The sequence below is a fragment of the Nocardiopsis aegyptia genome, from assembly GCF_013410755.1.
GTDB classification, from domain to species: domain Bacteria; phylum Actinomycetota; class Actinomycetes; order Streptosporangiales; family Streptosporangiaceae; genus Nocardiopsis; species Nocardiopsis aegyptia.
The window spans coordinates 4,280,728-4,307,207 of the sequence record NZ_JACCFS010000001.1; the positions used below are offsets into that span (position 1 = coordinate 4,280,728).

Consider the following 26,480-nt stretch of genomic DNA (forward strand, 5'->3'; position numbering starts at 1 on the left):
GGCCCGTGCGACACGCCCGGCGGGCATCGGATCCCACGCGGATCGCCGGCGCCGGCGGAGGCCGGGGGTCGGGACCGCGGAGAACGGGGGGACCCACCGGTGCGGGCCGGGGAAAAGGGCCGCGGAGAGTGGGGAACGGACCGGCGACGGCGGGGAGACGGACCGGCCGCGGTGTGTCGGGCCGGGGCCCTCAGAGCTGGATGCCCAGTCGGCGGGCGTTGCGCTGGCGGCGGCGGTCGGCGCGCAGGCGGCGCAGCCGTTTGACCGTGAGCGGGTCGAACGCGAGCGCCTCGGGGCGTTCCACCAGCCCGTTGAGCAGTTGGTAGTAGCGGGTCGCGGAGAACCCGAACTCGTCACGGATCGCCTGTTCCTTGGAGCCTTCGAACTTCCACCACTGGCGTTCGAAGGCGAGGATGCGCTGTTCGCGGTCGGCGAGAGCCGACTGACCGTCCTCGGTCGGACCGATATTCGGCATGGGACACCCCCTGGACGGGAAATTGGTTTGTCCGGATCGGCGCGACTCATGCTAGCGACTCGACATGCCGGATGCGGAGGGGAAAACCCAGGACTGGCACCGGGGATACAGTTGCGTTCCCTGACCGTGAGGCCCTTGTCCGAGCCGGGAACCTGTGCTCATGGCAGGATGTGGAGGGTCCGGGGAGGGCCGGGGAGAACGCCGACCGCATCGTTTGAGGGAGCCTGACGTGCTCGGGGGCAACAGCCGCAACAGGACGCACAAACGTCACGTACGAACGGTGGTGGCCGGTACGGCCGCGGCCGTCTTCGGGTTCGCGCCGGCCTCCGCCGCCGCGGACGTCGTCCCCGACCTTCGGCCCGAGCAGTGGGGTCTGGTCTCCATCGGAGCCCGCGAAGTGTGGGAGGAAACACAGGGCGAGGGCACCACGGTGGCTCTGCCCGGGTTCGCCGTGGCCGAGGACCACCCCGACCTGCGCGACAACCTCACCGTCGACACCGAGGTCGGTGAGGGGGGCGACGAGGCGGTCGGCACCGCCGCGGCCGCCCTCGTGGCCGCGCACGGCCACGGTATGGACGCCGACGGCGGCGTGCTCGGCGTGGCGCCCGACGCGGGACTGCTCGCCGTGCCGACCGAGGACGACCTGCCCGCGGCCGTCCGGCACGCCACGAGCGAGGGCGCGCCGGTCATCCTGCTGCCGGAGAACGACGGCGGTGAGGACCTGGCCGCCGCCACCGAGGAGGCCGCCGGCTCCGGCGCGCTGGTCGTGGGCCCCGCCGACGGCGGTGACGACCCCAACGTGCTGGCCGTCGCGGGTGTGGACGAGGACGGCGCGCTCATCCCCGGCTCCGCCGCGGCCGACACGATCGAGCTGACCGCGCCCGGCGCCGACCTGGACACCGCCGACCCCGAGAGGGGCGCGGCCCAGGTCACCGGCACCCCCTACGCCGCCGCCATGGCCGCCGGGGCGGCCGCCCTGCTGCGCACGCACTACCCCCAGCTGTCCCCGGACCAGATCCGCACGGCGCTGGTCGAGGGCTCCCAACCGGGCCCCGACGACCTGCCCGCCCTGCACGTGATCTCCGCCGACGACCACGCGGGCGCGGTGGCCGCGGACGTGCCGCTGCTCAACGAGGACCTGGCCGAGCGGACCGACGAGGGCGGCGGTGTCCCGGTGTGGGCGTGGTTCGCCACCGTCGGCGCCGTGCTCGTGCTGGGGGTGCTGCTGCTGGTCGTGTGGGTGCGCCGCTCCAGCGCGGACCCCTACGGCGTCAAGGCCGAACGGGCCGCGGAGGACGAGCGGATCGCGGCCGAACGCGCCTCCGAGGCGGGGCCGGAGAGCCGTCGCAAGCAGAAGGGCGGCCGCCGCCGCAAGCCCCGCCGAGGCGCCTAGGCCGGGTCCTCCCAGCGTTTCGGCTCGCGGTCGCCGGGCTGCCGCCCGCCGCGGCTCCGCGCTCGTGCGGCACCGCCCGGCCGAACCCCGCACATCCGCGAGAGAACACTCCCCGGCGAGGGCTCCGGCGAATGGGGCCGACGGGGCGGCGGGGCCGACCGGGTCCGCTTGCGTGTGCGGATGGTGTCGGAACGTGCGGAGGGCGCGCCTCGCGTCGCTCATGGTCACAGCGCTGTCGACACATCGTGAGCAACGGGTGCATGTGCATATGTAAGCACCGTCAGATGCCTTGACGTGGGCGGACGAGCGGAGAAGGCTTTGTGGAATGTCACCCCTTGAAGCGTCTCCGTTGCCCTCACGAGGCCAGCCCGTGCCCGAGGCCCCCGAGTCACGCAACCTCGTCAACGGGCGTGTGCACATCATCCCCTATGACCCCAAGTGGCCCTACCTGTTCAAGCGGGAGGCCGAGCGCGTGCGCCAGGCACTGGGCGACCGCGCCCTGCGGATCGAGCACGTCGGTTCCACCGCCGTGCCGGGCCTGCCCGCCAAGCCGTGCGTCGACATCCTCCTCGTCGTCGCCGACTCCTCCGACGAACCCGCCTACGCCGCCGACCTCGAAGCCGCCGGATACTCCCTGGTCATCCGGGAGCCCGCCTGGTTCGAGCACCGGGTCCTCAAGGGCCCCGACGTCAACCTCAACCTGCACGTGTTCGGGCAGGGGTGCGAGGAGGCGGACCGGATGATCCGCTTCCGCGACCGCCTCATCGCGGACGCCGGCGCGCGCGAGCGCTACACCGCCCGCAGGAAGGAGTTGGCCGAGCGCACCTGGCAGAGCGTCCAGGACTACGCCGACGCCAAGTCCGACGTCATCGAGGAGATCCTCGCCGAGGCGGCCGCCGCCGAGTAGCGCCCGCCGCGGCCGGCGGTACCGGGAGAGCGCGTCCCCCGGCGGACGCGCCCCGAGCCATGCCCTCGTGCCTGTACCGCGTCGGTACCGATCGCCGTCGCCGGCCTGCGGGGCTGATGTGGTTCATGTGATGCGCGGGGTCTATGCGCCGCTCCGTCCGGAGCGCCGGGCCCGAGCGGTCCAGGCGGTCACGAGGAGCGCCGCTCCGCACAGGGCGACGACCGACCACCCGGGGCGGCTCGCCCCCGCGAACCCGCCGGGTCCCGCCCCCGCGACCAGGCTTCCGGCGAGCGCGACACCGATCGCCGTCCCGACCTGCCGGGCGGTGGAAGCGGTCCCGCCCGCGACACCGGCGCGTTCCGGCGGCAACCCGCTCACCGCGGTGTCGGTGATGGGCGCGTTGGCGAAGCCCACCCCCACTCCGACGAGCAGGTAGGCGCCCAGCAGGGGAAGCAGCCCACCCGAGCCGCCCGCGAGACCGAACAGCAGGCCCCCGCCGGCGAGGAGGGAGCCGCCCGCGACCACCAGCGGCGGGCGCGCGCCGACCCGCCCCACGAGGTACCCCGACAGGGGAGCGCAGACGGTGGCCCCGGCGGCCAGCGGCAGGGTGGCCGCACCCGCCGCGAGGGGCGTCCACCCGCGCACGTCCTGCCAGTAGAAGGTGGTCATCAGCAGCGTCGTGCTCAGGGCCACGAACACGGCGACGGCTCCGAGCACGGCCCCCGTGAAGCTCGACACCCGGAACAGGCCGGGGTCGATCAGCGGCTCGCGCCGACGCGACTCGCACCAGGCGAACAGGACCGCCGAGACCGCCACGACCCCGTAGCCGGCCAGCACCGCGGGCGAGGCCCATCCGAGGCCGGGCGCCTCGATGAGCAGCGCGATCCCGCTGCCCAGCAGCACGACCAGCAGCGACTGACCCGGGAGGTCGAGGCCGCGCACGCGCGACCCCCTCGACTCCGGTACCAGGACCGCGACCAGGACGACGGCGGCGAGCACCACCGGCACGTTGACCCAGAACACCGCCCGCCAGTCGAGGACCGCGATCAGTGCCCCTCCCGCCGCCGGTCCCGCCGCCATGCTGAGCCCGAACACGGACGCCCAGACACCGATCGCCCGCGCACGCTCGCGCGGGTCGGGCATCGCGTTGACCACGATCGCCAGCGCCACCGGCCCGAGCATGGACGCTCCGACGCCCTGCGCGGCCCGTGCCGCGACCAGGACCCCGAGCGACGGGGCGCCCGCGCACACGAGCGAGGCGAGCCCGAAGACCGCCAGCCCGGTCATGAGGACGCGTCGGCGGCCGAAGCGGTCGGCGAGGGCGCCGGACGTGATGAGCAGACTCGCGAAGACCACCGTGTAGGCGTCCACCACCCATGCCAGGTCGTGGACCGCGACGTCGAGGCCGCGGCCGATCGCGGGGAGCCCGATGGTGACGATCGTCGTGTCGAGCCCCACGAGGAACATCGCCGACGCACAGATCGCGAGCACCGTCCAGCGGCGCCGGGCGCTCAGTACCGGCGCGGGCGCGGGGGTCGTCCGGGTCATCGGACACCAGCCTTTCGAGCGGGGAGCGGACCCGGACGATGCTCGCGGCGGGACGGCGTCGCGGCCCAGCGTTTTTGCGGAATCTGCAACACTGGGGGCGTGGACCCGGACGTGGCACAGATCCTCGACACCATCGGCCCGCGGGTGCGCGCTCTGCGCGTCGAGCGCGGACGCACGCTCCGAGCGCTCGCCGACGAGACGGGGCTGTCGGTCAGCGTCCTGTCACGGCTGGAGACGGGTCGCCGCCAACCCACGCTCGACCTGCTCATCCCGCTCGCCAGGGCGCTGCGGGTCGCACTGGACCAGCTGGTCGCCGCGCCCGCGACCGGTGACCCCCGCGTGCACCTGGAGCCCTACCGGCACGGCAGCGGCGGAGTCGTGGTCCCCCTGACGCGCTACCCCGGCCGTGTCCAGGTCTTCAAGCACGTGCTCGGCCCCCGCGAGCCCAGGCTCGTCTCCCACGAGGGCCACGCCTGGCTCTACGTGCTGGCGGGCGGGCTGAACCTGATCATCGGCGACCGGGAGCACCTGCTCGGGCCGGGCGAGGTGGCGGAGTTCGACCCCTCCGAACCGCACTGGTTCGGTCCGGCCGACGACACCGGGGTGGAGATCCTGCACCTCTTCGGTCCGCGCGGCGACCGGGCGGTGGTGCGCGTCGGCGGACCGGACGACTGACGTCCGGTCCGGCCGTGGAACCCCGAACGGCGGAACCCCGAACGGCTCAGCCGAGGGACCGCAGCTGGTCCTGGAACCACTTGCGCGGCGGCAGGGCCACCGCCGCCTCCCGCAGGCCCTCGCGGCGCGCGCGGCGCTCGACCGGGTCCATCGACAGGGCCCGGTGCAGGGCCTCCGCCGTCTCCACGGTGTCGTAGGGGTTGACCAGCAGCGCGTGCTCGCCCAGCTCGTCGGCCGCGCCGGCCTCCCGCGAGAGCACCAGCACCGAGTCCCGCTTGGAGAGCACCGGTCCCTCCTTGGCCACCAGGTTCATCCCGTCCCGGACGGGGTTGACCAACAGCACGTCGGCCAGCTGGAACGAGGCGAGCGAACGCGGGTAGTCGTCGTTGACCTCCAGCACCAGCGGGGTCCACTCGGCGGTCGCGAACTCCTCGTTGATCTCCTTGGCCACGCGCAGGACCGCGTCGGTGTACTCGCGGTACTCGGGCACGTCGCCCCGGCTCGGGTAGGCGAACGCCAGGTGCGTCACGCGGCCCCGCCACTCCGGGTGCGCCGTGAGCAGTTCCCGGTAGGCCTCCAGGCCGCGCACGATGTTCTTGGACAGCTCCGTGCGGTCGACCCGCACGATCAGCCGCGTGTCCCCGACGACCTCCTCCAGGGTCTCGCGGCGGGCGGCCACCGCGGGCTCGGCGGCGCTCTCGTTCAGCCCCGCCTCGTCCGCCCCCAGGGCGTGCACGCCCACGCTGATCACCCGGCCGCCGTACTCGACCGTCCGCCGGACGAGGTCCACCTCGGCGCGCAGGATCTCGGCGCAGCAGCGCAGGAACGCGTCGGCCCAGCGCGGGCTGAGGAAGCCGAGCCGGTCCGCGCCGAGCATGCCCTCCAGCAGTTCGCGCGCGACGTGGCCCGGCAGCATCCGGAAGTACTCCGGGGGCGCCCACGGCGTGTGCGAGAAGTGCGCGATGCGCAGGTCGGGGCGGCGCGCCCGCAGGATCCGCGGCACCAGCGCCAGGTGGTAGTCCTGCACCGCCACCCGTGCGCCGTCGGCGGCCCCGCTCACCAGGGCCTCGGCGAACGCGTTGTTGTAGGCGGTGTAGTCCTCCCACAGGCGCCGGAAGTGCGAGCCGAACACGGGCTTGTTCGGGATGTCGTACAGCATGTGCTGCACGAACCACAGCGTGGAGTTGGCGACGCCTGTGTAGGCGCCGTCGAAGGTGCGGCGGGGGATGTCCAGCATGTGCACGCGCATGCCGTCGAGGTCGTGGACGCGGTCCAGTCGGGCCTCGGGCGCCTCCTCGGCGGCGCGCCGGTCGGCGTCCGACAGGGCGGCGCACACCCACAGGCCGTCGATCTCGGTGGCGACGGAGATCATGCCCGAGACCAGGCCCCCACCGCCGCGACGGGACTCCAGGGCTCCGTCGTCGGAGACGGAGAAGGACACCGGTCCCCGGTTGGAGGCGATGAGGATCTGTGCCTTGTCCACGTGGTCGTCCTCTCGAAGGCGCGAATGTGACTGGGGTGTGGCTGCTGAGGGTACGGCGACGTCGGCGCGCGCCGGGCGCTCCTTCATGTTTCGCCTGTGGGCGCCCTGTCCAAACCCACTCCAGGTCAGCGACCTCCGGGTTCACACAGGCGCAACGATGCGCGTGCACGCGCCACGGGCCGACCTGCCCCGTCTCACCATGTGAGCCACATTGTGTAACGCGGATCACCCGGCGTGGAAATCGGGTGAACACGTCCGTTACAGTGACGGTGCGGATCCGACAGGATCAGCTCCAAACTTCATATTGCTCATCCAGAGGGGTGGAGGGACCGGCCCTGCGAAGCCCCGGCAACCATCTCGGTACGCGAGACTCACGTTCCCTGTGAGACGTCCGAGACAGGTGCCAACTCCGGCCTGGGGTCAAGGTGGCCACCAGGGAAGATGAGGGGAGACGCCTCGCCATGGCGATTGCCGCCACTGAACCCACCTCCGTCCGCTCCTTCGGACCCGGTACCGCACTGTCCTGCCGCGAGTGCGGACAGCGCTACGAGCTCACGCCCAAGTTCGCGTGCGAGTTCTGTTTCGGTCCCCTGGAAGTCGCCTACGACTTCGGGACGGTCACCCGCGAGGAGATCGAGAGCGGTCCCAACAACATCTGGCGCTACCGCTCCCTGCTGCCGGTCCCGACCAACGTCGCCGAGCTGCCCAACATGAACCCCGGCCTGACGCCGCTGGTGAGGGCGGACCGCCTCGCCGCCGAGCTGGGCTTCGACTCGCTGCACGTCAAGGACGACTCCGGCAACCCCACGCACTCCTTCAAGGACCGCGTGGTCGCGATCGCCGTCGAGGCCGCCCGCACCTTCGGCTTCACCACCCTGTCCTGCTCCTCCACCGGCAACCTCGCCGGCGCGGTCGGCGCCGCCGCCGCGCGGGCCGGGTTCGAGTCCTGTGTGTTCATCCCCGCCGGGCTGGAGGAGGCCAAGGTCGTCATGGCCGCGGTCTACGGCGGCAAGGTGGTGGCCATCGACGGCAACTACGACGACGTCAACCGCTTCTGCTCCGAGCTCATCGGCGACCCGGTCGGCGAGGGCTGGGGCTTCGTCAACGTCAACCTGCGGCCGTACTACGGCGAGGGCTCCAAGACGCTGGCCTACGAGATCGCCGAGCAGCTCGGCTGGCGCCTGCCCGAGCAGATCGTCATCCCGATCGCGTCCGGCTCCCAGCTCACCAAGATCGACAAGGGCTTCCAGGAGCTCATCAAGCTCGGCCTGGTCGAGGACCGGCCCTACAAGATCTTCGGCGCGCAGGCCACCGGCTGCTCCCCGGTCGCCAAGGCGTGGGAGGAGGGCCACGACGTCATCCAGCCGGTCAAGCCCGACACCATCGCCAAGTCGCTGGCCATCGGCAACCCGGCGGACGGGCCGTACGTGCTCGACATCGCCAAGCGCACGGGCGGGTCCGTCGAGCACGTGGGCGACGACGAGGTCGTCGACGCGATCCGGCTGCTGGCCCGCACCGAGGGCGTCTTCGCCGAGACCGCGGGCGGCGTCACCACCGGCGTGCTCCGCAAGCTGGTGCGCGAGGGCCGCATCGACACCAAGGCCGAGACCGTGGTCCTCAACACCGGTGACGGGCTCAAGACCCTGAACGCCGTCGACGCCGGGGTCACCGCGACGGTCAAGCCGACCCTGGCCGCGTTCACCGCCGCCGGCCTCGCCTGACCCCACCCGCCCACCCGTCATCCACGATCGCCCGCCGGGCGCTGCGCGGGGCGGGTGGGCCACCACCCTCAACGGCTGTCCTCGGCGCAGCCCTTTGCGCCCCACTGAACGGAAGTACGAACACCATGAGCGCCAGCGTTCGCGTGCCCACCATCCTGCGCACCTACACCAACGACGCCGCCGAGGTGACCGCCGACGGCGCCACCGTGGCCGACGTCCTGGACGACCTGGAGGCCAACTACCCCGGCATCCGCGCCCGCATCCTCGACGACGCGGGCAAGGTCCGCCGGTTCGTCAACGTCTACGTGGGCGACGAGGACGTGCGCTTCGAGAAGGGGCTGCAGACCGAGGTCGCCGACGGGGCCAAGGTCTCGATCATTCCGGCGGTCGCCGGCGGCTGCTGAGCCCGACCTCGGCCAGGGGGCGGCCCCGGTACCCGTCACGGGCGCCGGGGCCACCCCTTTTCCGTGCCTCTTAGGCTGGGGGGATTCGGAGTCGAGTGAGGGTGGCGATGTCGGCGACACGGCTGTTGGTCCTGGGTGTGGTGCGGATGCACGGGCGGACCCACGGGTACCGGGTGGGTCGGGAGCTGCTGTCGTGGGGCGCCAGGGAGTGGGCCAACGTCAAGTGGGGGTCGATCTACCACGCGCTGCGCAAGCTCTCCGAGGAGGGACGGCTCCGGGAGTTCGTCGCCGAGGGCGACGAGGTGGTCGAGCGCACCTCCTACGAGATCACCGGAGAGGGGGAGGCGGAGCTGCGCCGCCTCCTGCGCAAGGCGTTGAGCCACGCCGGCGACGACCAGGCCCTGCTGTGCGCCGGTGTCACGCTGATGACGTCCCTGCCGCGGGCCGAGGCGGTCGAGTCGCTCCGGCTGCGGTTGGCGGAGCTGGAGGCGGTCGGCCCCGAGCTGGCCGACGGGGTCGAGGCGACCGGTGAGCGTCCGGAGCACGTGCGCGAGCTCTACGGGCTGTGGCGGGTCACGGTGGACGCGGCCGCCGAGTGGACCCGCGACCTCATCGCGTCACTGGAGGCGGGCCGCTACACCATGGCCGACGACGGACCGGAGGCCTTCGGCCTGCCGTGCCGCGGCGAGTAGCCGGTCCGCGGTGGTCACCGCTGACCGCGCACCGCTCGGAGCAGCCACGTGTTCGCCTCGGCCGCCCGGCCGGTACGGCGTGACAGCTCGCGTCGTGCCGTTTCGAGAGCGGGGTCGGCGGTGAGGCCGGGCGCGCCGGCGAGGGCGCCGTGGTCACGGCCGCGGGTCTCGGCGAGGACGTCGGCGTAGCCGTCACCGCCCGCGGCGAGCCGCCGGTACTGCTCCCACTCCCGGTGGGCGGCCACCGCCTCCTCGACGGGTCGGACGTAGGCCTCGACGCGCTCGACGGCGGCGCGGTGCGCTCCACGGGCCTCCGCGAGCACCGCCACCTGTGGGCGCATGGCCCTGCGCACCCGGTCGGACACGGCGTTCGAGGCCAGTGTGTCGATCTCGGCCGCGAGCGGTGCGATGCGCCGCATCGACTCCGCCAGGCGCCACTCCTCCTCGCGCAGCACCAGCAGCGCGTCCGTCCCGCCGAATCCGGACGACAGGAGGCGCTCGGCCTCCTGGACGGTGCCGATGACCGACCGGACGCGCTCCAGGCGGTCCTGTTCGGGGTGGGCCAGCTCCTCGGGGAGGACGTACCGGTCGCGCGGGACGTGGAACTCCCGTGCGGGGGCCCAGTTCACGAACAGGCCGAAGAGCACGGGGTGGAGAAACGCGAAGGGGAGCCACGCCCACGTGCCGGACAACGCCAGCGCCCAGATCCACCAGGGGAAGATGGTGCACGCGCCCAGGACCAGGGGCGTTGCGACGCGCTTGACGTCCCCGCGCGGCGGCACGTAGCAGAACAGACTGGCGAAGCCGGTGCCGAGCGCCCACCAGCGGCCGAACCACGCCTCGACGGCGACGACGAGAGCCAGCGAGCCCACCAGCGCCAGTGCGCCGACCAGCGCCCGTCCCCGTCTGGGCCTGCGCCGTCCGGCCGGTGTTCCAGGCTCCACGGGTGTGAGGTCCTCGGGGTGCTTGCGCAGGTGCCGCACGAGGTCCTGGGGGAGCATCGGGTCGAAGACGGGGCGCAGTCGCATACCGGGGGCCGTTCCAGTCACGCGGTGGCGTCGACCGGTGGCGCCGCCGTCGGATCTTGGACGCGCGGCGCCGACGGTACGTTGCACCGGGGCGGTCGCGTGCCCGATCACCCCGAGTCCGCCGCCCGCCGCCCGGTCGGCCCGGCTGATCGGATTCACGTTGGAATATCCGAGGGGGATCGTGCACACTCGTCGTGGTATTCAAGTTTTAATAAGGAGACGGGATGATCCACACGCGTGAGCTGACCCGGCACTTCCGGTCGGGCAAGGAGACGGTCGAGGCCGTCCGCGGCGTCGACATCGACGTCGGGGAGGGAGAGCTCGTCGCGTTCCTCGGCCCCAACGGCGCGGGGAAGAGCACCACCCTGCGTATGCTCACCACCCTGCTCGAACCCACCTCGGGCACCGCGGTCGTCGCCGGACACGACGTCCGCGCAGCACCCGCCGAGGTGCGTCGCCGCATCGGGTTCGTCGGGCAGGGGCACGGCGCGGGAGAGGACCAGCGGGCCCGCGACGAGCTCTTCACCCAGGGCCTGCTCTACGGCCTGGACCGGGCCACCGCGCGTCGTCGGACCGCCGAGCTCCTCGACCAGCTGGAGCTCGGCGGCGCCGCCGACCGCGACGTCACCAAGCTCTCCGGCGGACAGCGCCGCCGCCTCGACATCGCCATGGGGCTGATCCACCGGCCCGGCCTGCTCTTCCTGGACGAACCCTCCACCGGGCTCGACCCGCACAGCCGGGCCAACCTGTGGGAGCACATCGCCCGGCTGCGGCGCGAGCACGGCACCACGGTCGTGCTCACCACCCACTACCTGGACGAGGCCGACGCCGTCGCCGAGCGGGTCCTGGTGATCGACCATGGCCTCGTGATCGCCGACGGCACCGCCGACGCGCTCAAGGCCAAGGTCTCCGGTGACCTCGTCGCCTTCACCACCGAGGACGAGGACGCCGCGCGCGTCGGGGCGCGGACCGCGGAGAACGTGCCCTCGGCGACGTCGGTGGAGGTCGTCGCGGAGCCCGGCCGTGAGCCCGGGGTCCGATTCCGTGTCGAACAGGGGGACCGGGTCCTGCCCGACCTGTTGCGTTCGCTCGACGCGGCCGGGGTCGCCCCGCTCACGGTCGGCGTGCAGCGGCCGACCCTGGACGACGTGTTCCTGACCCTGACCGGCCGCAGCCTGCGCGAGGAGGACGCCCGATGACCACCGCCCGTGCCGAGAACGGAACGACCACGGCCCACGAGGGCCCGAGGATGAGGAAGGGGGGTCTGCTCCGGGACACGGGGCTGGTCTTCCAGCGCCAGCTGCGGCCGGTGCTGCGCCGCCCGGTCATGCTCGTGTTCGGGATGCTGCAGCCGGTTCTCTACCTCGTGCTGTTCGCGCCCCTGCTCACCGGCCTGGCGGGCGCGGAGGGCGAGAACCCGTGGCAGTGGTTCGTCCCCGGCCTGCTGGTGATGCTGGCCCTGTTCACGGCGGGCTTCGCCGGGTTCGGGCTGCTGCCGGAGATGGCCTCGGGCGCGTACGAGCGGTTGCTCGCGACCCCGGCCAACCGTGTGGCGCTGCTGCTCGGCCGGGTCCTGCGGGACGTGGCGCTCATGCTGGCGCAGGTCGTGCTCATCCTCGTGCTCGTGCTGCCGTTCGGGTTCCGGACGAACGTGGTGGGCGCACTCGTGGGCCTGGCCCTGCTCGCGGTCCTGGGGATCGGGCTGTCCACGCTCTCCTACCTGGTCGCCCTGGTGGCCAAGCAGACCTACGTCTTCGCGCCGGTGCTGCAGACCGTCATCATGCCCCTGATGCTGCTCTCCGGGGTGCTGCTGCCGATGGACCTGGCCCCGACCTGGCTGTACACGCTCTCCCGCCTGAACCCGGTCGCCTACGTGGTGGACGCCGAACGCGCGCTGTTCGCCGGTGAGTGGGGCGCGGCCGTCGGCCTGGGCTGGGGGGTCGCGCTGGCGCTGGCGGTGGCGGCTCTCCTGGTCGGAGCCCGGATGACCCGGCGGATGAACGTCTGAACCGGTCGTCCGAGGGGAAGGACGGGGAGGGTGCCGGGCCCCGAGGGCTCGGTGCCGCTTCTGTCCGCTGAGCGCGCAAAACGCCTCGTACCATGGCATATGCCCAGGTGAACAACGGTCCGCGCGGTCGGTAAATCGTGACCACATCGTTTGCACTCTCCAGGGGCGAGTGCTAAAAATAGACACGGTTAGCACTCCAACCAGGCGAGTGCTAAACCGGATCGAGGCTGCGAGACCACGGTCCCCGACAGCAGGGTTGTCGGCGGTGTCATGGTCGTCCGTCGCGGGCGCACGCCTCGTCCCATCGCGTATCAGCCCGGTCACGGGAGGACAAGAACTCAATGGCAGCCAAACTGATCGCGTTCGACGAGGAGGCCCGTCGCGGCCTCGAGCGCGGCATGAACCAGCTCGCTGACGCCGTCAAGGTCACGCTCGGCCCGAAGGGTCGCAACGTCGTCCTGGAGAAGAAGTGGGGCGCCCCCACGATCACCAACGACGGTGTCTCCATCGCCAAGGAGATCGAGCTCGAGGACCCGTGGGAGAAGATCGGGGCCGAGCTGGTCAAGGAGGTCGCGAAGAAGACCGACGACGTCGCGGGTGACGGCACCACCACCGCCACCGTGCTCGCCCAGGCCCTCGTACGCGAGGGTCTGCGCAACGTCGCCGCCGGCGCCAACCCGGTCGGTCTCAAGCGCGGCATCGAGGCCGCCGTCGCCCGCATCAACGAGGAGCTCGGCAACCTCTCCAAGGAGGTCGAGACCAAGGAGCAGATCGCCTCCACCGCCTCGATCTCCGCTGGTGACGCCCAGATCGGCGAGACCATCGCGCAGGCGATGGACAAGGTCGGCAAGGAAGGCGTCATCACCGTCGAGGAGGGCCAGACCTTCGGGCTCGAGCTGGAGCTCGCCGAGGGCATGCGCTTCGACAAGGGCTACATCTCGCCCTACTTCGCCACCGACCTTGAGCGCATGGAGACGGTCCTCGAGGACCCCTACATCCTCATCGTCAACTCCAAGATCTCCAACAACAACGAGTTCCTGCCCGTTGTCGAGAAGGTCCTGCAGTCCGGCCGTCCGCTGATGGTCATCGCCGAGGACGTCGAGCAGGGTGCCCTGCAGACCCTCGTCGTGAACAAGATCCGCGGCACCTTCAAGTCCGTCGCCGTCAAGGCCCCGGGCTTCGGCGACCGCCGCAAGGCCCAGCTCGGCGACATCGCCGTGCTGACCGGCGGCCAGGTCATCACCGAGGAGGTCGGCCTCAAGCTCGAGAACACCGAGCTCGACCTGCTCGGCCGCGCCCGCAAGGTCGTCGTCACCAAGGACGAGACCACCATCGTGGACGGCGCCGGTGACGCCACCGCGATCGCCGGTCGTGTGAACGAGATCCGCAACGAGATCGAGCGCACCGACTCCGACTACGACCGCGAGAAGCTGCAGGAGCGCCTGGCGCGCCTGGCCGGCGGCGTGGCCGTCATCAAGGCCGGTGCCGCGACCGAGGTGGAGCTCAAGGAGCGCAAGCACCGCATCGAGGACGCCGTCCGCAACGCCAAGGCCGCGGTCGAGGAGGGCATCCTGCCCGGTGGCGGCGTCGCGCTGCTCCAGGCCAGTGTCCCCGCGTTCGAGAAGCTGGACCTGCAGGGCGACGAGGCCATCGGTGCCGACATCGTCCGCCGCTCCATCGCCGAGCCGCTGAAGCAGATCGCCATCAACGCCGGCCTCGAGGGCGGCGTCGTGGCGGAGAAGGTCCGCAACCTGGAGCCCGGTCACGGCCTCAACGCCGCCACCGGTGAGTACACCGACCTGTTCAAGGACGGCGTCATCGACCCGACCAAGGTCACCCGCTCCGCGCTGCAGAACGCGGCCTCCATCGCCGGTCTGTTCCTGACGACCGAGGCCGTCATCGCCGACAAGCCGGAGAAGGCAGGGGCTCCCGCCGCCGACCCGACCGGTGGCATGGGCGGCATGGACTTCTAGGAGTCCGCGCTCCCGGGGTCAGGTACGCGACCCCGCCCGCGACGACCGGGCGGCCCTTCGGGGCCGTCCGGTTTCGCTGTTTCCGGTGGCTGTCCGGACCCGTTCGGCCGGCGCGGATCGGGCCCCCGTTCGGCCGGTTCGGGCCGGGGCGGTCCGGGTCGTCAGTCGAGGTCGCCCTCCAGCCGTGCTTCGCCCGCCTCGCCCGTGGGCCGGGGAACGGCCCCGCGGGCGGGTCAGTCGCCGTGCCAGGCGTGCCAGAGGCCGGCGTAGGACCCGCCGAGAGCCCCAGCACCACCAGGGCGGCGGCGGTGAGGGCCAGCGCGGCCAGGACGCCGAACCACCTGGTCAGGGTCGAGGTGTCGCCGTCGGTGAACCCGGCGTCGACGGCGGCTCCCAGCGCGGCCGAGACCAGGATGACGCAGGTCCAGTAACCGCCGTTGACGAGACCGGCCCAGGCGAGGGACGGCCACGACCTCCGGGCCAGCCAGAACAGGAAGCGGTCCGGTGACCGGTGGTCGGGTGTGCCTGGCGGCTGCGGGAGTGAACGCACGGTCACCGAACCTAGCCATGCCGGCGCGGGCCGGGCCACTGGTTTTCCGGTCGCCACACGCGCCCCTGATCCGGTGCCAGGGTGAGGTCAGGGACGACCCCGGGACCACTCCGGATGTGAGGGCCGGGACCGACGGTGGACACTGGTCCCCATGGACGACCCCACCCCCGAGCCCCCCGAGGTCCGCGCGCGCGAGCGCAGGACGCCCCTGGCCGTGCGCGTCGTCGTGGTGACGGCCGCGGCGTTCGCGATCTGGCAGGTGGTGGGACTGGTGGACTCGCTCTTCCCGGGCGAGGAGGTGAGCCCGCTCAACCACACGGTCAACGCGGTCACGGCCTTCGTCCTGACCCTGCCGATGGTGTGGTTGGCCCGCCGCCACCTCGACCGCCGCCCGTGGCGCGGGCTGCGCCTGACCGTGGACCGCGACGGGTGGCGTCCCTTCCTCGTGGGCGCGGCCTCCTGGGCCCTTCCGGGCCTCGCCGGCATCGCGCTGTGCGTGGCGATGGGGTGGAGTGCCTTCGGGCCGCCCGCGTCCGGAGGGGAGGGGATCGCGGGACTCCTGCTGCTACCGGTGATGGTGCTGCTGTTCGAGGCCGTCCCCGAGGAGCTGATCTTCCGCGGCTACCTGTTCCGCAACCTGAACGCCGCCATGGGGGCGTGGCTCGCGGTGGCGGTCCAGGCGGTGCTCTTCGCCCTGTGGGGGAGCGCGATCTGGGTGGTCGACGGCGGTTGGGCGGTGCTCGCCGAACGCCTGCCGCTGTTCCTGGGAATGGGCGTGGTGCTGGGCTGCCTGCGGGTGCTGACGGGCAGCGTATGGGCGTGTGTGGGCTTCCACCTGGTCTTCCAGACGGTCGCGCAGGCCCTGTTGAACGGCTGGTACCTGGAGGTCGGGGGCGCGGACACGCTCACGGCGGTGGCGTTCCTGCTGCCGTTCGTCCTCGGAGTGCCGACCGCGATGCTCCTCACCCGCACCACCGGCCGCTGGTCCGAGCGGATCCCCGACCCGGCCTGACCCGGGGATCCGGACCGTGCTCCGTGCTCGTTCCCCGACCCGGCCTGACCCGGGGATCCGGACCGTGCTCCGTGTTCGGCCGGAACGGTCAGCGGACGGCGCCCTCGGCGTGCAGGATCTCCACGAGGCGGCGGACGGCGGGGGCGCAGCGGGCGCGGTCGGCGAAGCCGATCCACTCCAGTCCGGTGATCTCGTGGTCGGCGCGGATCTCGCCGTCGTGCTCGGCGGCATAGCAGGCCATGCGCACGCGCGTGCCGGGCGCCTGGTCGTGGGCGACCTCGTCGATCACCGCGACCCGGCGGAAGGTGCCCGGACGCAGGATCACGCTGACCTCCTCGCGCGCCTCACGCGTCACGGCGGCCTCATCGCTCTCCCCGGGGTCGCGCTTGCCCCCCGGGACGTAGAGCAGGTCCCGGCCCCGTGAGCGTACGCACAGCAGCCGCCCCTCGTGGACGTGCACCCAGGCCAGGGCGTCGATCACGGCGGGGCTCCGGGCGGGTGGAGTCTGCGGCATGTGGCCACTCTAGGACGCGTCGGCCGATTCTCCGGACGAACGTGGGCGAAACCACTAGCATCCGGGATGTCAGAAGCGGTGCCCCATCGACTCCGGCTCCCGTGGGCCGGAAAGGCGGCCAGTATGGCGATCCCTCACGAGACGGCCGACTCCTCCACCACCGGGACACCCCCGCTGCTGTCGGAGAGCTCCTGCCGGGGCATCCCGCCCCAGACCGACGAACTCCGAGAGGCTCGGGAGACGGCCTACAACCTCTACAGCGCCGCCATCGGGGCCTGCCTGTCCCGCGGTGGCACCGACCCGTCGCTGGCCGAGCGGGCCCGGGTGCTCCTGGACGAGGAGTCGATGCTGCCCTACCTCACGCCCGACCAGCTGAACCGGGTCAACGAGGAGCTGCCCGCGACCATCGCCGACCTGCGCGCCGAACCCGTCGAGCCGCCGAAGGGCGCCACGCCCTCGCACCTCGGGCGCACCGTGCGGGGGGACGACCTGACCGCGCTGTTCGACATCGCGCTGCGCGACCGCCTGTCCGGACCCGCGCGCGAGCACCCGCGCCTGCTGCTCTTCGGCGGGCAGCCGGGCTCGGGCAAGTCGACCCTCCAGCGCCTGGTCCTGCCCGTTCTGCCGGAGGGCACGGTCAGCTACGACGGGGACGACCTGCTGCGGCTGGCCCCGGACTACGAGTGGGCGATGCGCGCGGACGACCTCACGGCCTCGCACACGCTGGCCGCGCAGGTCGGCGGCCTGCACCCGCTGGCCATGGACTTCGTACGGTCCGGCCGGGTGGACGTCGTGTGCAGCCACCCGCTCGGCCGGGCGGACTGGGCGGCGCACTGGGTCCAGGGGTTCCGCGACGCCGGCTACCGGGTGGAGGTGGCCTTCGTGGCCACGCACGCCTCCAACAGCCGGTTCGCGATCGCCGACCGCCGGCTGCGGTCCGTCCGAGACCAGGGTTTCGGACGGTGGATCACCGAGGCCCAGCACGACCGCTTCTACCTCGGGGTGCCCAACACCATCGAGTTCCTGGAGACCCACCGCCTGGTGGACTCGCTCTACGTCCTGTCCCGGCAGGGCGAGATCCTGTACGCCGATCATGTGGCGGAGGACGGCGACTGGCGGAGCGAACCCTTCGGCCGGATCGCGCTGGAGGCCGAGCGCGGCCGCCGGGAACTGTGGCGCCAGGACGACGACTGACCACGGCGGTCGGCCGCCGGGCCGCCGGGCCGGAGGCGCACCAGGGCCGGACCAGGGGCGCACCCGTGGCCGAATGTGGACGTGGCCTGCGGTACGGGAGGTTCCGGACAGGTTCTAGAGTCTCGCCATGGACTTCTTCGCCGCCAACCCCCTTCTCGTGAAGCAGCCCAAGCGCTTCATGGTCGACGAGTCGGAGTACCACTGCTTCGACGAGCACGGTCGGCAGGTCGCCCACGTCCACGAGCCGAACCTGGACACGGGCATGCGCGTCCTGCGCCACCTCGTCGACAACACGGCGGGGTTCCAGCGCAAGGTGGTCGTCAACGACATGTACCGGCGCCCCCGGCTCATGATCGACAAGCAGTGGTCCTGGATGACCGCGACCACCTCGGTGTCCTGGCCGGACGGTCGGCCGGTCGGCACGATCGAACAGGACCTCAAGTTCTTCAAGGCCGGATTCACGCTGCTGGATCCGTGGAAGCGCAAGCTCGGCACCATCGAGGGCAATTTCGTCGGCCGCGAGTTCAGGATCAACGACCACAACGGGCACGAGGTGGCGAGGGTCGACCGGAGCATCCCCTCCCTCGGGGAGGCCTTCACCGCCGCCGACACCTACGTCCTGCGGCACCGGTACCCGACGCTGCCCGAGCCGCTGAGGACCCTGGTGGTCGTCTCGGGGATCGCGATCGACCTCGTGCTGCGCGAGGGCAGCAGGTAGCCGGTGCGGGCCCGTGACCGCTTGTGGCCGCGGCGCACGGGTGACCGGCGCTTCGGCCGCATCCTAGTGTGCTCGTCATGGATCTCTTCACCGCCGACCCCCTCCTCACCGTGCAGCCGGGCGTCCAACCGGGTACCGAGGCGGAGTACTACTTCCTGAACGGACACGGTCAGCAGGTCGCCCGCGCGTATGAGGAGAACGTGAGCGCGGGCATGAGCGTCGCGCGCTTCGTCGCCAGTGCGATGGTCCCGCGAAAGGTGCTCATCGACGACATGCACCGGCGCCCCCTGCTGGCGATAGAGAAGCGCACGTTTGGCGGGACCACGTCGGTGACCTGGCCCGACGGGCGGCCGGTCGGGACGATCGAGAACGAGTCGAAATTCTCCGGGGCCGGATTCGCGCTCCTGGACCCGTGGGAGCGCCGTCTCGGCTCCGCCAAGGGCGATTTCGTGCTGAACAGCGACTTCGTGGTCCGCGACGACGCGGACCACGAAGTGGCCCGGGTCAACCGGACCAGGTCTCCGCACGGCGGCCTCGGGGACGCCTACCTCCTGCGCCGGCGGTACCCGACGCTGCCCGAGCCGCTGAACACCCTCCTCGTCGCGTCCGGGATCGTCATCGACCTGGTCGTACACTCGGACAGCTAGCGGGCGGGCGGGGCGTCACTCCGTGGGCGCCACCCGGGCCATGGCCGCGCGGTCCTCCTCGCCGAACCGCTCCTCCAGGTCCTCCGGTGACGCGTCCAGGTCGATGCGGGCCAGCGGCACGCCGCGCGCCGACTCGATGGCGCCCAGGCGGCGGGTGGCGCGGTCGCCCGCGTACCTGAGCAGTTCGCCGGGCGGCAGCTCGTAGCGCTGCGCGGCGGGGTCGTCCGAGCGCCGGTCGCCCTCGTCGACGGTGCTCAGCACATGCGGCAGCAGCTCGTCCAGCCGTTCGCGCACGACCTCCCAGTTGGCCTCGTCGGCGGCGACGTGCCGGCGGCAGGTGAAGGTGCCCCAGGCCATGTGGCGGCGCTCGTCGTCACCGATCCTGCGCACGATCCCGCGCATGCCGGGGAAGATGTCGCGCACGGTGCACACGTGGTTCCAGGCGTAGTAGCCGGTGAGGGCGAGCGAGCCCTCGATGACGTGGTTGTAGGTCACCGAGGCGCGCACCTGGTTGCGCGGGGAGGGGTCGCGCAGGAGGGCGTCCAGGGACCGCGGCAGCTCGTCGTAGAAGAGCGCGCGGTACCCCGCGTTGGCATCGACGAACCCGTGCAGGTCGTCGTGCACGCCCAGGGCGTCCAGCCACAGGCGGAAGGCCTGGACGTGCTTGGCCTCCTCGAACGCGAACTGGGTCAGGTACATCTCGTCGCCCAGACGGCCCTCGGCGGCCATCGCGCGCAGGAAGGGCTGGATGTCCTCGGTGACCGCCTCCTCACCCGCCACGAAGAACGCGCACAGGCGCAGGATGCGGGTCCGCGCCTCGTCGTTGAGCTTCTTCCAGTCCTCGGCGTCCTGGCCCAGGTCGATGTCCGCGGGGTTCCAGAAGCGGGCGTTGCCCTTGGTGAACAGGCGCAGGGGGAGCGAGTCCCAGTTGAGGCCTCCTCCCCGCAGCGAGTGGAAGCCGGTGCGCGCGGCTCTGGGGGCGGACTGGTCGGCCGACTGGTCGGGCATGGGGGCCTCCTGGGGGCTGTGGCTGTCCTCATGATTGGACACGAACCGGCTTCGTGTAAAGGGCGGGCGTGGTGTGGGTCACGAAAAATCCGAATTGGGTTCGGTCCGTGGTCGGCGGGCCGCCGTACCGACGGGGCCGCCTCGACCCCTGGGATCGCCGGGTCGGCGATACGGTCGTCAGCACAGGCGATCCGGCTCCTCCGAAACGGTACGGTCGGGGAGTACCGCCCGCACCGAACGATCCGATCGGGAGACGACGTGTTCTGTGGTGATCCCGGCACCTCCGGCTACGCCGACTGCGCCGCCCAGACCCAGCTGTTCGCCCTGGCCTCCGTGATCCCCGCGCTCCTCGGACTCGCCCTGCTCGTCGCCGCCCTCACCGCGCCGTCCGTGCGCGGCGACCGGATTCTACGCACCCGCACCCTGAGCTACTCACTGGTGGCCTGGGGCATCGCCGCGTTCACCTACGTCATGGGCGGTCTGCCCTCGCTCTGACCCGGGACCGCGGGACAGCGATCCCGCGCCTCGGCCTCCGTCCCCGCCCGGCACCGCCCGGGCCCCGGGACAGCGGGCCCGTGGGTCCGGCACTCCGCCCCCGCCTCGGCACTCCGCCCCCGCCCGGCCGCGGCCCGGCCCGGCCGCTGGGCTGGGCCGCGGTCAGATCTCCTCGCCCGCCAGCAGGTCGCCCGCGTCCGTGATCCGGTACGCGTACCCCTGCTCGGCCAGGAACCGCTGGCGGTGCGCCGCGTACTCCTGGTCCAGCGTGTCCCGCGCGACCACCGCGTAGAAGCGCGCCGCCCGCCCGTCGCTCTTGGGCCGCAGCACCCGGCCCAGGCGCTGGGCCTCCTCCTGGCGCGAGCCGAACGAGCCCGACACCTGGATCGCCACACCGGCCTCGGGCAGGTCGATCGAGAAGTTCGCGACCTTCGACACCACCAGCGTGCGCAGCTCCCCGGAGCGGAACGCGTCGAAGAGGCGTTCGCGCTCCTTGTTGCGCGTCTCGCCCTTGATCACCGGCGCCCCCAGAGAGGCCCCCAGGTCGTCCAGCTGGTCGATGTAGGACCCGATGACCAGGACCTGCTCGTCCGGGTGGCGCTCCACCAGCTCCCGCACCACGGTCGTCTTGGTCTCCGAGGAGGCACAGAACCGGTAGCGGTCCTCCGGCTCGGCGGTGGCGTAGGCCAGCCGCTCGGACTCCGACAGGTCCACCCGGACCTCGACGCAGTCCGCGGGGGCGATCCACCCCTGGTTCTCCATGTCCTTCCACGGCGCGTCGTAGCGCTTGGGACCGATCAGCGAGAACACGTCGCCCTCGCGCCCGTCCTCGCGCACCAGCGTGGCGGTCAGCCCCAGACGGCGCCGCGCCTGAAGGTCCGCGGTCATCCGGAAGATCGGCGCGGGCAGCAGGTGGACCTCGTCGTAGACCACGAGCCCCCAGTCGCGGGCGTCGAACAGCTCCAGGTGCGTGTACACGCCCTTCCGGCGCGCCGCCATCACCTGGTACGTCGCGATGGTGACCGGGCGGATCTCCTTGCGGGTACCGGAGTACTCGCCGATCTCCTCCTCGGTCAGCGACGTGCGCTTGAGCAGCTCGGACTTCCACTGGTGCACGGAGACCGTGTTGGTCACCAGGATGAGCGTGGTCGTGCCGGTCATCGCCATCGCCGCGGCGCCCACGATGGTCTTGCCCGCGCCGCAGGGGAGCACCACCACGCCGGAGCCGCCGGCGTGGTAGCTCTCCGCGGCCTCGCGCTGGTAGCCGCGCAGCTCCCAGCCGTCCTGTTCGAGCTCGATCGCGTGCGCCTCGCCGTCGACGTACCCGGCCAGGTCCTCGGCCGGCCAGCCGATCTTCAGCAGCGCCTGCTTGAGGTTGCCGCGCTGGCTCGGGTGCACGGCGACCGAGTCCTGGTCCAGCCGCTCGCCCAGCATGCCCTTGAGCTTCTTGGCGCGGACGACCTCCTCCAGCACCGCGCGGTCCGTGGACTCCAGGACCAGGCCCCGCACCGGGTCGCCCACCAGCGTGAGCCGGCCGTAGCGGTCCATGGTCTCGGCGATGTCCACCAGCAGCGAGTGCGGGACGGGAAAGCGCGAGTAGCTGATCAGCGCGTCCACGACCTGCTCGGCGTCATGGCCCGCCGCGCGGGCGTTCCACAGCGCCAACGGGGTGATCCGGTAGGTGTGCACGTGCTCGGGGGCGCGCTCGAGTTCGGCGAAGGGGGCGATGGCGCGGCGGCACTCCCCGGCGAGTTCGTGGTCGATCTCGAGCAGGAGCGTCTTGTCGGACTGGACGATCAGGCAGGACACACGGACCTTCAATCTGATGGGGCGGGCGGCCACAGGTGCAACGCCTCGGACGCCCGGATCATGCCCGGGCCGGCGCCCGGATCCCCGTCAGGAGGACGTCGCGATGGCGAGGCCGATGAGCACGGCCGCGAAGAGGATGATGCCCAGGCTGATCCAGTTGGAGGTCCACGCGTAGCGGGTGTACTTGGCGGCGACCTCGGCGTCGTGCTTCTCACCGAGTGCCATCGCGGCGAACACGATGCCGATGACGGACACCGTGCCACAGCAGGTCACCATCAGGATGATCGCCATGACGAGCGCGCCGATCATGCTGCCCTGTGAGGGCATCTCGCCGGTCGGCGGGTAGGGGGAGTACGGCGGAGGGTACCCGCCGCCGTAGGCGCCGTAGGGGCCGTAGGGGCCGTGCGCGGAGTAGCCGCCGGTGGAGGGGTCGCCGTAGCCGCCGTGGGGGCCGGGTGGAGGCTGCTGCTGGTACCAGTCGTCAGTCATCGTCGTAGGTCTCCGAAGCCTTCGGGGGTGGGGTGGCGGGGGTGGGGGCGGTCAGAAACCGGCCATCATCATCATGAGCGCCAGGACCATCACCGGCACCAGGAACACCACCGACAGCACGACGTAGGCGAGGTTGCACGCCCAGGTGTAGCGGAGGAAGCGTTCGACGGCGGCCTCGTCGGGGATCTTCGTCAGGGCCGCGATGCCGAAGCCGATGCCGGGGACGTTGGTGACCAGCACGAAGAACCAGAAGCCGAGCGAGATGCCCAGGATCGGCACGGCCAGGGTGAGCAGGGACACGACCAGGGCGGCCACCGCGCCGCCGACGCGCGGCGGCGGGCCGGTCGGTCGGGGTTCGTCCGGGACGGCGAGCCGGGACGGCCGGGCGGCCCGCGGCGCGCCGGAGGGCACACCGCCGAGCGGCCGGGGCGCACCCGCGCCCGTGCCGCGGCCCTTCTCCCAGAAGTCCCGGGGGTTGCGCCGTGCTCCGTTCACTGCCACCTCCCGCCACGCCTCCTCGCTGTCTACCCCGCCCCGTGCCATGGGACGCGTCGGCGCGTGCCATGGTTCGGTCCCGCGGGCCGGGATCACCAGTTGGTGACCGGCACGATGCCGCTGATCCAGGAACCCGCCTGTGTCCAGGTGACGAAGGTCAGCACCAGCATGACGAAGAACATCACCCCGGCCGCGCCCAGGCAGTACCAGGAGTACCTGGTGAGCGTCTCCGCCTGGTCCGGGCGCCCGCGGTCGCGCGCGTGGGCGGCCCGCACGGCGAACACGATCCCGGCGATCCCGAACAGCCAGTTCGCGCAGCACAGGAAGGTGAGCGCGTGCAGGATCAGGGCCATCGTGGAGCTGCTGGACCCGCCACCCGTGACGGCGGCGGGCTCGTCCCGGGTCCCGTCGCGCTCCGCCGACCGCTCCGCCCCGCGGTCGGAACCACGGTCACGATCACGGGGGGAGGATGCTCCGGGGGGCAGAGAGGCGTTGCTCATGGAGGGTTCTCTCGCTGTCGGTGGTCGACCAACCTCGCGGCCACTCTAGCCCGCCCGTCACCCGCCACCACTCCCGAGGGACACTTCGTGTCGGGTCGGGAGTCTGTCCCTCATGGGTCGCCTGCGGCGCGGTCTCTGCTCGCCCGTCACCCGCCACCACTCCCGAGGGACACTTCGTGTCGGGTCGGGAGTCTGTCCCTCATGGGTCGCCTGCGGCGCGGGTCCGGTGTCAGTCGGCGGTGTTCTCCAGCTCGGCGATGGCGCTGATGCGGTGGGCGGCGAAGCGGTGCACGGCGTCGCGGGTGGCGTCGTAGCCGGTCAGGAAGCCCCCGTCGACGCCGGACGGCTCCACGATCCTGCTCACCTGTCGTCCGTCGGTGTCCGTGTACCCGATCCACACCCTGCGGCCCTCCTTGGCCGCGCGGGTGAGCGCCTCCAGGACCGCCGCCGTGCGCGAGCCCGGCGGCCCGTCCTCCGGCAGCGGTACCGGGCGGCGGGCGATGTTGGACGCCTCGTCCCCGGCACGCATCGCCTTCACCGCCGCGCGGGACAGCTCCCTCGGCGCGCCCGACCCGCTCGGCGCGGGCACGTCGGTCGGTTCCGCGCGCCTCACCTCCGGGCGGCTCAACCGCATCGACCCGTCGCCGCTCTCCGGCACCGGGTGGTACCCCAACTGGCGCAGCCGGTCCACCAGCGCCGCTCGGCTCACCCCCGCGGCGACGACGGTCGGGGCCAGCCGGACCAGCCCCAGATCGCCTGTCCGCCGGTCGCTCACCAACTCCTCCAGCACCGACGGCTCGTCGCACCGCAGGTAGCTGGAGGCCGTACCGGCGCGCAGGCGCCCGTGGCGGCGCCCCACGTCGGAGACCAGGTAGCGCAACGCCTGGGGCAGGGGTGTGCGGGAGTGGCGTTCGAGCAGATCGGTGATGTCGGCGATGCCCCGGCCCGCGTCCAGGGCGCGGCGCACGGACTCCTCCGTGAACCGGTACACGGTCGCGCCGCCCGTGGACTCCACGTCGGCGACCAGGGCGAGTTCACGGGCGAGCCCGGTCACCAGGGGCCCCGGAGCCACCGCGGTCATGTCCCCCTGCACCAGAACGTGGTCCAGCGGCGTGGGCAGCTCGGAGGCCAGCACGCGCGCGGCCGCCTCCTCGTCGTCCTCCAGCAGCGGACGCGTGTGCTCGGCGAGCGCGCCGCGGCCGGTCAGCCCGAGGGCCGCAGCCTCGGCCAGCGCGTAGCCCACGAGCTCGGTGTACAGCGGCGACTGGCGGCGCGGGCGGCGCCAGGCCAGGCGTGCCGCCAGCGACTCCTGGGTGGGGGCGAATCCGGGCGGCGCGGTGCCCAGCTCGGCCAGAGCGTCGTGGCGGGCCTGCGGTGCGGCCGGGCGGACCAGGCCGGGGCCCAGCACGTTGCGGACCCGCCCGCCGGAATCGCGGGACCCGTTGAGCGCCGCCACCCGGTCCGACCCCAGCCAGGCCCTGGCCAGGCGCAGCCAGCGCCACTCGGGCGGGCGCTCCCGCCACAGGTCGTACTCGCGGGTGGGCAGCCACTCGCCCTCGACACGGTCGTCGGTGGCGATGAGCCCCGCGGACCGCGCGGTCTCCAGGTACAAGGCCGCGGTCTGCTCGTCGGTGTCCATCGCCTGGGCGGCCCGGCGCAGGTCGCGCACGCCCAGCCCGCCGTTGCGCAGGACCGCGGCGGGGTCCTCCGACCAGCGCTCCAACAGCTCCTCCAGTGCGCGCAGCAGCGTGAAGGCCTGCCCGGCGGCGGCCCGGGTGACGGTCGTGCCGGGGTTCTCCCGTCCCTCGAACGGCGGGGGAGCGGTCGAGACGTCGCGGAACAGACGCCCCGAACGCAGGTACAGCGCCACCTCGCGGGGGAGCGTGAGGGTGTCGTCTCCGGTGGGGACGAGCAGCCCGCGCGCCAGGAGCGTCTCGACTGGGGAGGAGGCCGTGGCCAGGGAGATCTCGCGGCGGGCGTCGGTCACCGTGCCGTGTGGCGGCCCCCAGGCGAGGCTGTCCAGCAGCCGCCTGGCCGGGTCGCCGACCTGGCCGACGAGGGTGCCGACGTGGGCGGACTCGGACAGGAAGGTGGCGACGGACTCCACGGGCGTGGCCGCCGTGCTGTCGGGCACGAGGTCGTCGGCGAGCCGCCTGACCGTGCTGTGCGGCAGCGCGGCCAGGAGCGGTCGGAGGGGCGGACCGAGCTGGGCGGGCTGGGGCAGCAGCTCGCGCAGGACCTGGACGGGCCGCAGCCGGCCCCGGTCGGGCCAGACCAGCGCGAGGCGCAGCAGGTCGTCCAGGGCGCGGGCGAGGAGGTCGTCGGCCGGGTCGGTCGCGGGCGCGAGCCCCAGGGCGGCGGACAGTTCGGCGGTGGTGACGCCCACTGGTTCGGACAGGCGGTCGTCCCCGAGCGCGACCACGGCCTCCAGCACCTGGAGGCCGAAGTGGTCCAGGCGCTCCAGCACGCGCAGGACGGGGTTGCGCGTGGTCGCCCGGGTGGCCAGTGCGCCGATGTCGACCGGGACCGGCTGGACGAGGTCGGGGCGCGCGGCCACCAGAGCCGCGAGTTCGTCGTCCGACCGACCGCGCAGCCAGGAGGTGAACGTCGGGGGGCGGCCCGGGACGGGGGCGCCACGGCTCCCCGCACCGGGTTCGTGCTCGTCGAGCTGTGCGTTGTCGGTCATCGTGTCCACGCTAAGCGATGCCGGCACCGTGGGGCGCGCCAGTCCCCGTACTGCCA

25 protein-coding genes and 1 riboswitch are annotated in these 26,480 nt (G+C 72.4%); of the genes, 14 read left to right on the plus strand and 11 right to left on the minus strand.

Annotated features, from left to right (window positions below; all coding sequences use genetic code 11):
• Positions 1–190: 190 nt before the first annotated feature.
• The gene (locus tag HNR10_RS19140; protein WP_179825496.1) at positions 191–475 is read right to left on the minus strand and encodes a DUF3263 domain-containing protein; all 285 of its coding nucleotides are present in this window, start codon (positions 473–475) and stop codon (positions 191–193) included.
• Positions 476–704: 229 nt separating this feature from the next.
• Between HNR10_RS19140 and HNR10_RS19145 the strand changes: the two genes are divergently transcribed.
• Together HNR10_RS19145 and HNR10_RS19150 are read left to right on the plus strand one after the other, a co-directional pair.
• A complete protein-coding gene (locus tag HNR10_RS19145) occupies positions 705–1,868 on the plus strand; it encodes a S8 family serine peptidase (protein WP_179825498.1) in 1,164 nt (387 codons plus the stop codon).
• 325 nt (positions 1,869–2,193) lie between these two features.
• Positions 2,194–2,775 (plus strand): GrpB family protein, encoded by a 582-nt coding sequence (locus tag HNR10_RS19150; RefSeq protein ID WP_179825500.1) that lies wholly within the window; start codon positions 2,194–2,196, stop codon positions 2,773–2,775.
• Between the two features lie 141 nt (positions 2,776–2,916).
• Here the strand turns inward: HNR10_RS19150 and HNR10_RS19155 are convergent, their stop codons facing one another.
• The gene (locus HNR10_RS19155; RefSeq protein ID WP_179825502.1) at positions 2,917–4,323 is read right to left on the minus strand and encodes an MFS transporter; all 1,407 of its coding nucleotides are present in this window, start codon (positions 4,321–4,323) and stop codon (positions 2,917–2,919) included.
• A 99-nt stretch (positions 4,324–4,422) separates the two neighbouring features.
• Here HNR10_RS19155 and HNR10_RS19160 point away from each other — a divergent pair, with 99 nt between their 5' ends.
• Positions 4,423–4,998, plus strand: coding sequence for a helix-turn-helix domain-containing protein (locus HNR10_RS19160; protein ID WP_179825504.1), 576 nt, complete (start codon positions 4,423–4,425; stop codon positions 4,996–4,998).
• Between the two features lie 46 nt (positions 4,999–5,044).
• On the opposite strand, the gene HNR10_RS19165 is transcribed toward HNR10_RS19160, so the two are convergent.
• Positions 5,045–6,481 carry an alpha,alpha-trehalose-phosphate synthase (UDP-forming) gene (locus HNR10_RS19165; RefSeq protein WP_179825506.1) on the minus strand — a complete coding sequence of 479 codons (1,437 nt, stop codon included), beginning with the start codon at positions 6,479–6,481 and terminating at the stop codon, positions 5,045–5,047.
• Positions 6,482–6,786: 305 nt separating this feature from the next.
• A riboswitch (SAM riboswitch) is annotated at positions 6,787–6,929 on the plus strand.
• Positions 6,930–6,942: 13 nt separating this feature from the next.
• On the opposite strand from HNR10_RS19165, the gene thrC reads away from it, so the two are divergent.
• The 3 genes from thrC to HNR10_RS19180 all read left to right on the plus strand — a co-directional run bounded on the left by thrC (position 6,943) and on the right by HNR10_RS19180 (position 9,298).
• Positions 6,943–8,202, plus strand: coding sequence for a threonine synthase (thrC, locus tag HNR10_RS19170; protein ID WP_179825508.1), 1,260 nt, complete (start codon positions 6,943–6,945; stop codon positions 8,200–8,202).
• 125 nt (positions 8,203–8,327) lie between these two features.
• Positions 8,328–8,606, plus strand: coding sequence for a ubiquitin-like small modifier protein 1 (locus HNR10_RS19175; RefSeq protein ID WP_179825510.1), 279 nt, complete (start codon positions 8,328–8,330; stop codon positions 8,604–8,606).
• A 107-nt stretch (positions 8,607–8,713) separates the two neighbouring features.
• Entirely contained in the window at positions 8,714–9,298 is a 585-nt protein-coding gene (locus HNR10_RS19180) for a PadR family transcriptional regulator (protein ID WP_179825512.1), read from the plus strand.
• A 14-nt stretch (positions 9,299–9,312) separates the two neighbouring features.
• On the opposite strand, the gene HNR10_RS19185 is transcribed toward HNR10_RS19180, so the two are convergent.
• Positions 9,313–10,326 carry a hypothetical protein gene (locus HNR10_RS19185; protein WP_179825514.1) on the minus strand — a complete coding sequence of 338 codons (1,014 nt, stop codon included), beginning with the start codon at positions 10,324–10,326 and terminating at the stop codon, positions 9,313–9,315.
• 224 nt (positions 10,327–10,550) lie between these two features.
• On the opposite strand from HNR10_RS19185, the gene HNR10_RS19190 reads away from it, so the two are divergent.
• The 4 genes from HNR10_RS19190 (at position 10,551) to HNR10_RS19205 (ending at position 15,869) form a co-directional block, all read left to right on the plus strand.
• The gene (locus tag HNR10_RS19190) at positions 10,551–11,525 is read left to right on the plus strand and encodes an ATP-binding cassette domain-containing protein (protein ID WP_179825523.1); all 975 of its coding nucleotides are present in this window, start codon (positions 10,551–10,553) and stop codon (positions 11,523–11,525) included.
• A complete protein-coding gene (locus HNR10_RS19195) occupies positions 11,522–12,334 on the plus strand; it encodes an ABC transporter permease (RefSeq protein WP_179825524.1) in 813 nt (270 codons plus the stop codon). The genes HNR10_RS19190 and HNR10_RS19195 overlap by 4 nt, the downstream gene beginning before the upstream one ends.
• Positions 12,335–12,675: 341 nt before the next feature.
• Positions 12,676–14,307 carry a chaperonin GroEL gene (groL, locus tag HNR10_RS19200; protein WP_179825525.1) on the plus strand — a complete coding sequence of 544 codons (1,632 nt, stop codon included), beginning with the start codon at positions 12,676–12,678 and terminating at the stop codon, positions 14,305–14,307.
• A 701-nt stretch (positions 14,308–15,008) separates the two neighbouring features.
• Positions 15,009–15,869, plus strand: coding sequence for a CPBP family intramembrane glutamic endopeptidase (locus HNR10_RS19205; RefSeq protein WP_179825526.1), 861 nt, complete (start codon positions 15,009–15,011; stop codon positions 15,867–15,869).
• A gap of 88 nt (positions 15,870–15,957) precedes the next feature.
• Here HNR10_RS19205 and HNR10_RS19210 read toward each other — a convergent pair whose 3' ends face one another.
• Positions 15,958–16,383, minus strand: coding sequence for an NUDIX hydrolase (locus HNR10_RS19210; RefSeq protein ID WP_179825527.1), 426 nt, complete (start codon positions 16,381–16,383; stop codon positions 15,958–15,960).
• 123 nt (positions 16,384–16,506) lie between these two features.
• Here HNR10_RS19210 and HNR10_RS19215 point away from each other — a divergent pair, with 123 nt between their 5' ends.
• The 3 genes from HNR10_RS19215 (at position 16,507) to HNR10_RS19225 (ending at position 18,942) form a co-directional block, all read left to right on the plus strand.
• Complete coding sequence (locus HNR10_RS19215) at positions 16,507–17,577, plus strand: zeta toxin family protein (protein WP_179825528.1); 1,071 nt, start codon at positions 16,507–16,509, stop codon at positions 17,575–17,577.
• A 127-nt stretch (positions 17,578–17,704) separates the two neighbouring features.
• Positions 17,705–18,295 (plus strand): LURP-one-related/scramblase family protein, encoded by a 591-nt coding sequence (locus HNR10_RS19220; RefSeq protein WP_179825529.1) that lies wholly within the window; start codon positions 17,705–17,707, stop codon positions 18,293–18,295.
• A 77-nt stretch (positions 18,296–18,372) separates the two neighbouring features.
• Positions 18,373–18,942 carry an LURP-one-related/scramblase family protein gene (locus HNR10_RS19225; RefSeq protein ID WP_179825531.1) on the plus strand — a complete coding sequence of 190 codons (570 nt, stop codon included), beginning with the start codon at positions 18,373–18,375 and terminating at the stop codon, positions 18,940–18,942.
• A 15-nt stretch (positions 18,943–18,957) separates the two neighbouring features.
• Here the strand turns inward: HNR10_RS19225 and HNR10_RS19230 are convergent, their stop codons facing one another.
• The gene (locus HNR10_RS19230) at positions 18,958–19,950 is read right to left on the minus strand and encodes a R2-like ligand-binding oxidase (protein WP_179825532.1); all 993 of its coding nucleotides are present in this window, start codon (positions 19,948–19,950) and stop codon (positions 18,958–18,960) included.
• 258 nt (positions 19,951–20,208) lie between these two features.
• On the opposite strand from HNR10_RS19230, the gene HNR10_RS19235 reads away from it, so the two are divergent.
• Positions 20,209–20,445 carry a hypothetical protein gene (locus HNR10_RS19235; protein ID WP_179825534.1) on the plus strand — a complete coding sequence of 79 codons (237 nt, stop codon included), beginning with the start codon at positions 20,209–20,211 and terminating at the stop codon, positions 20,443–20,445.
• Between the two features lie 162 nt (positions 20,446–20,607).
• Here the strand turns inward: HNR10_RS19235 and HNR10_RS19240 are convergent, their stop codons facing one another.
• The 5 genes from HNR10_RS19240 to HNR10_RS19260 all read right to left on the minus strand — a co-directional run bounded on the left by HNR10_RS19240 (position 20,608) and on the right by HNR10_RS19260 (position 26,424).
• Positions 20,608–22,254 (minus strand): DNA repair helicase XPB, encoded by a 1,647-nt coding sequence (locus HNR10_RS19240; RefSeq protein ID WP_179825536.1) that lies wholly within the window; start codon positions 22,252–22,254, stop codon positions 20,608–20,610.
• A gap of 87 nt (positions 22,255–22,341) precedes the next feature.
• A complete protein-coding gene (locus HNR10_RS31310; protein ID WP_179825538.1) occupies positions 22,342–22,743 on the minus strand; it encodes a hypothetical protein in 402 nt (133 codons plus the stop codon).
• 51 nt (positions 22,744–22,794) lie between these two features.
• Positions 22,795–23,238 carry a hypothetical protein gene (locus HNR10_RS32030; RefSeq protein ID WP_312889347.1) on the minus strand — a complete coding sequence of 148 codons (444 nt, stop codon included), beginning with the start codon at positions 23,236–23,238 and terminating at the stop codon, positions 22,795–22,797.
• A 92-nt stretch (positions 23,239–23,330) separates the two neighbouring features.
• The gene (locus tag HNR10_RS19255) at positions 23,331–23,738 is read right to left on the minus strand and encodes a CD225/dispanin family protein (protein WP_179825539.1); all 408 of its coding nucleotides are present in this window, start codon (positions 23,736–23,738) and stop codon (positions 23,331–23,333) included.
• 229 nt (positions 23,739–23,967) lie between these two features.
• A complete protein-coding gene (locus HNR10_RS19260) occupies positions 23,968–26,424 on the minus strand; it encodes a helicase C-terminal domain-containing protein (RefSeq protein ID WP_179825540.1) in 2,457 nt (818 codons plus the stop codon).
• Positions 26,425–26,480: the final 56 nt, after the last annotated feature.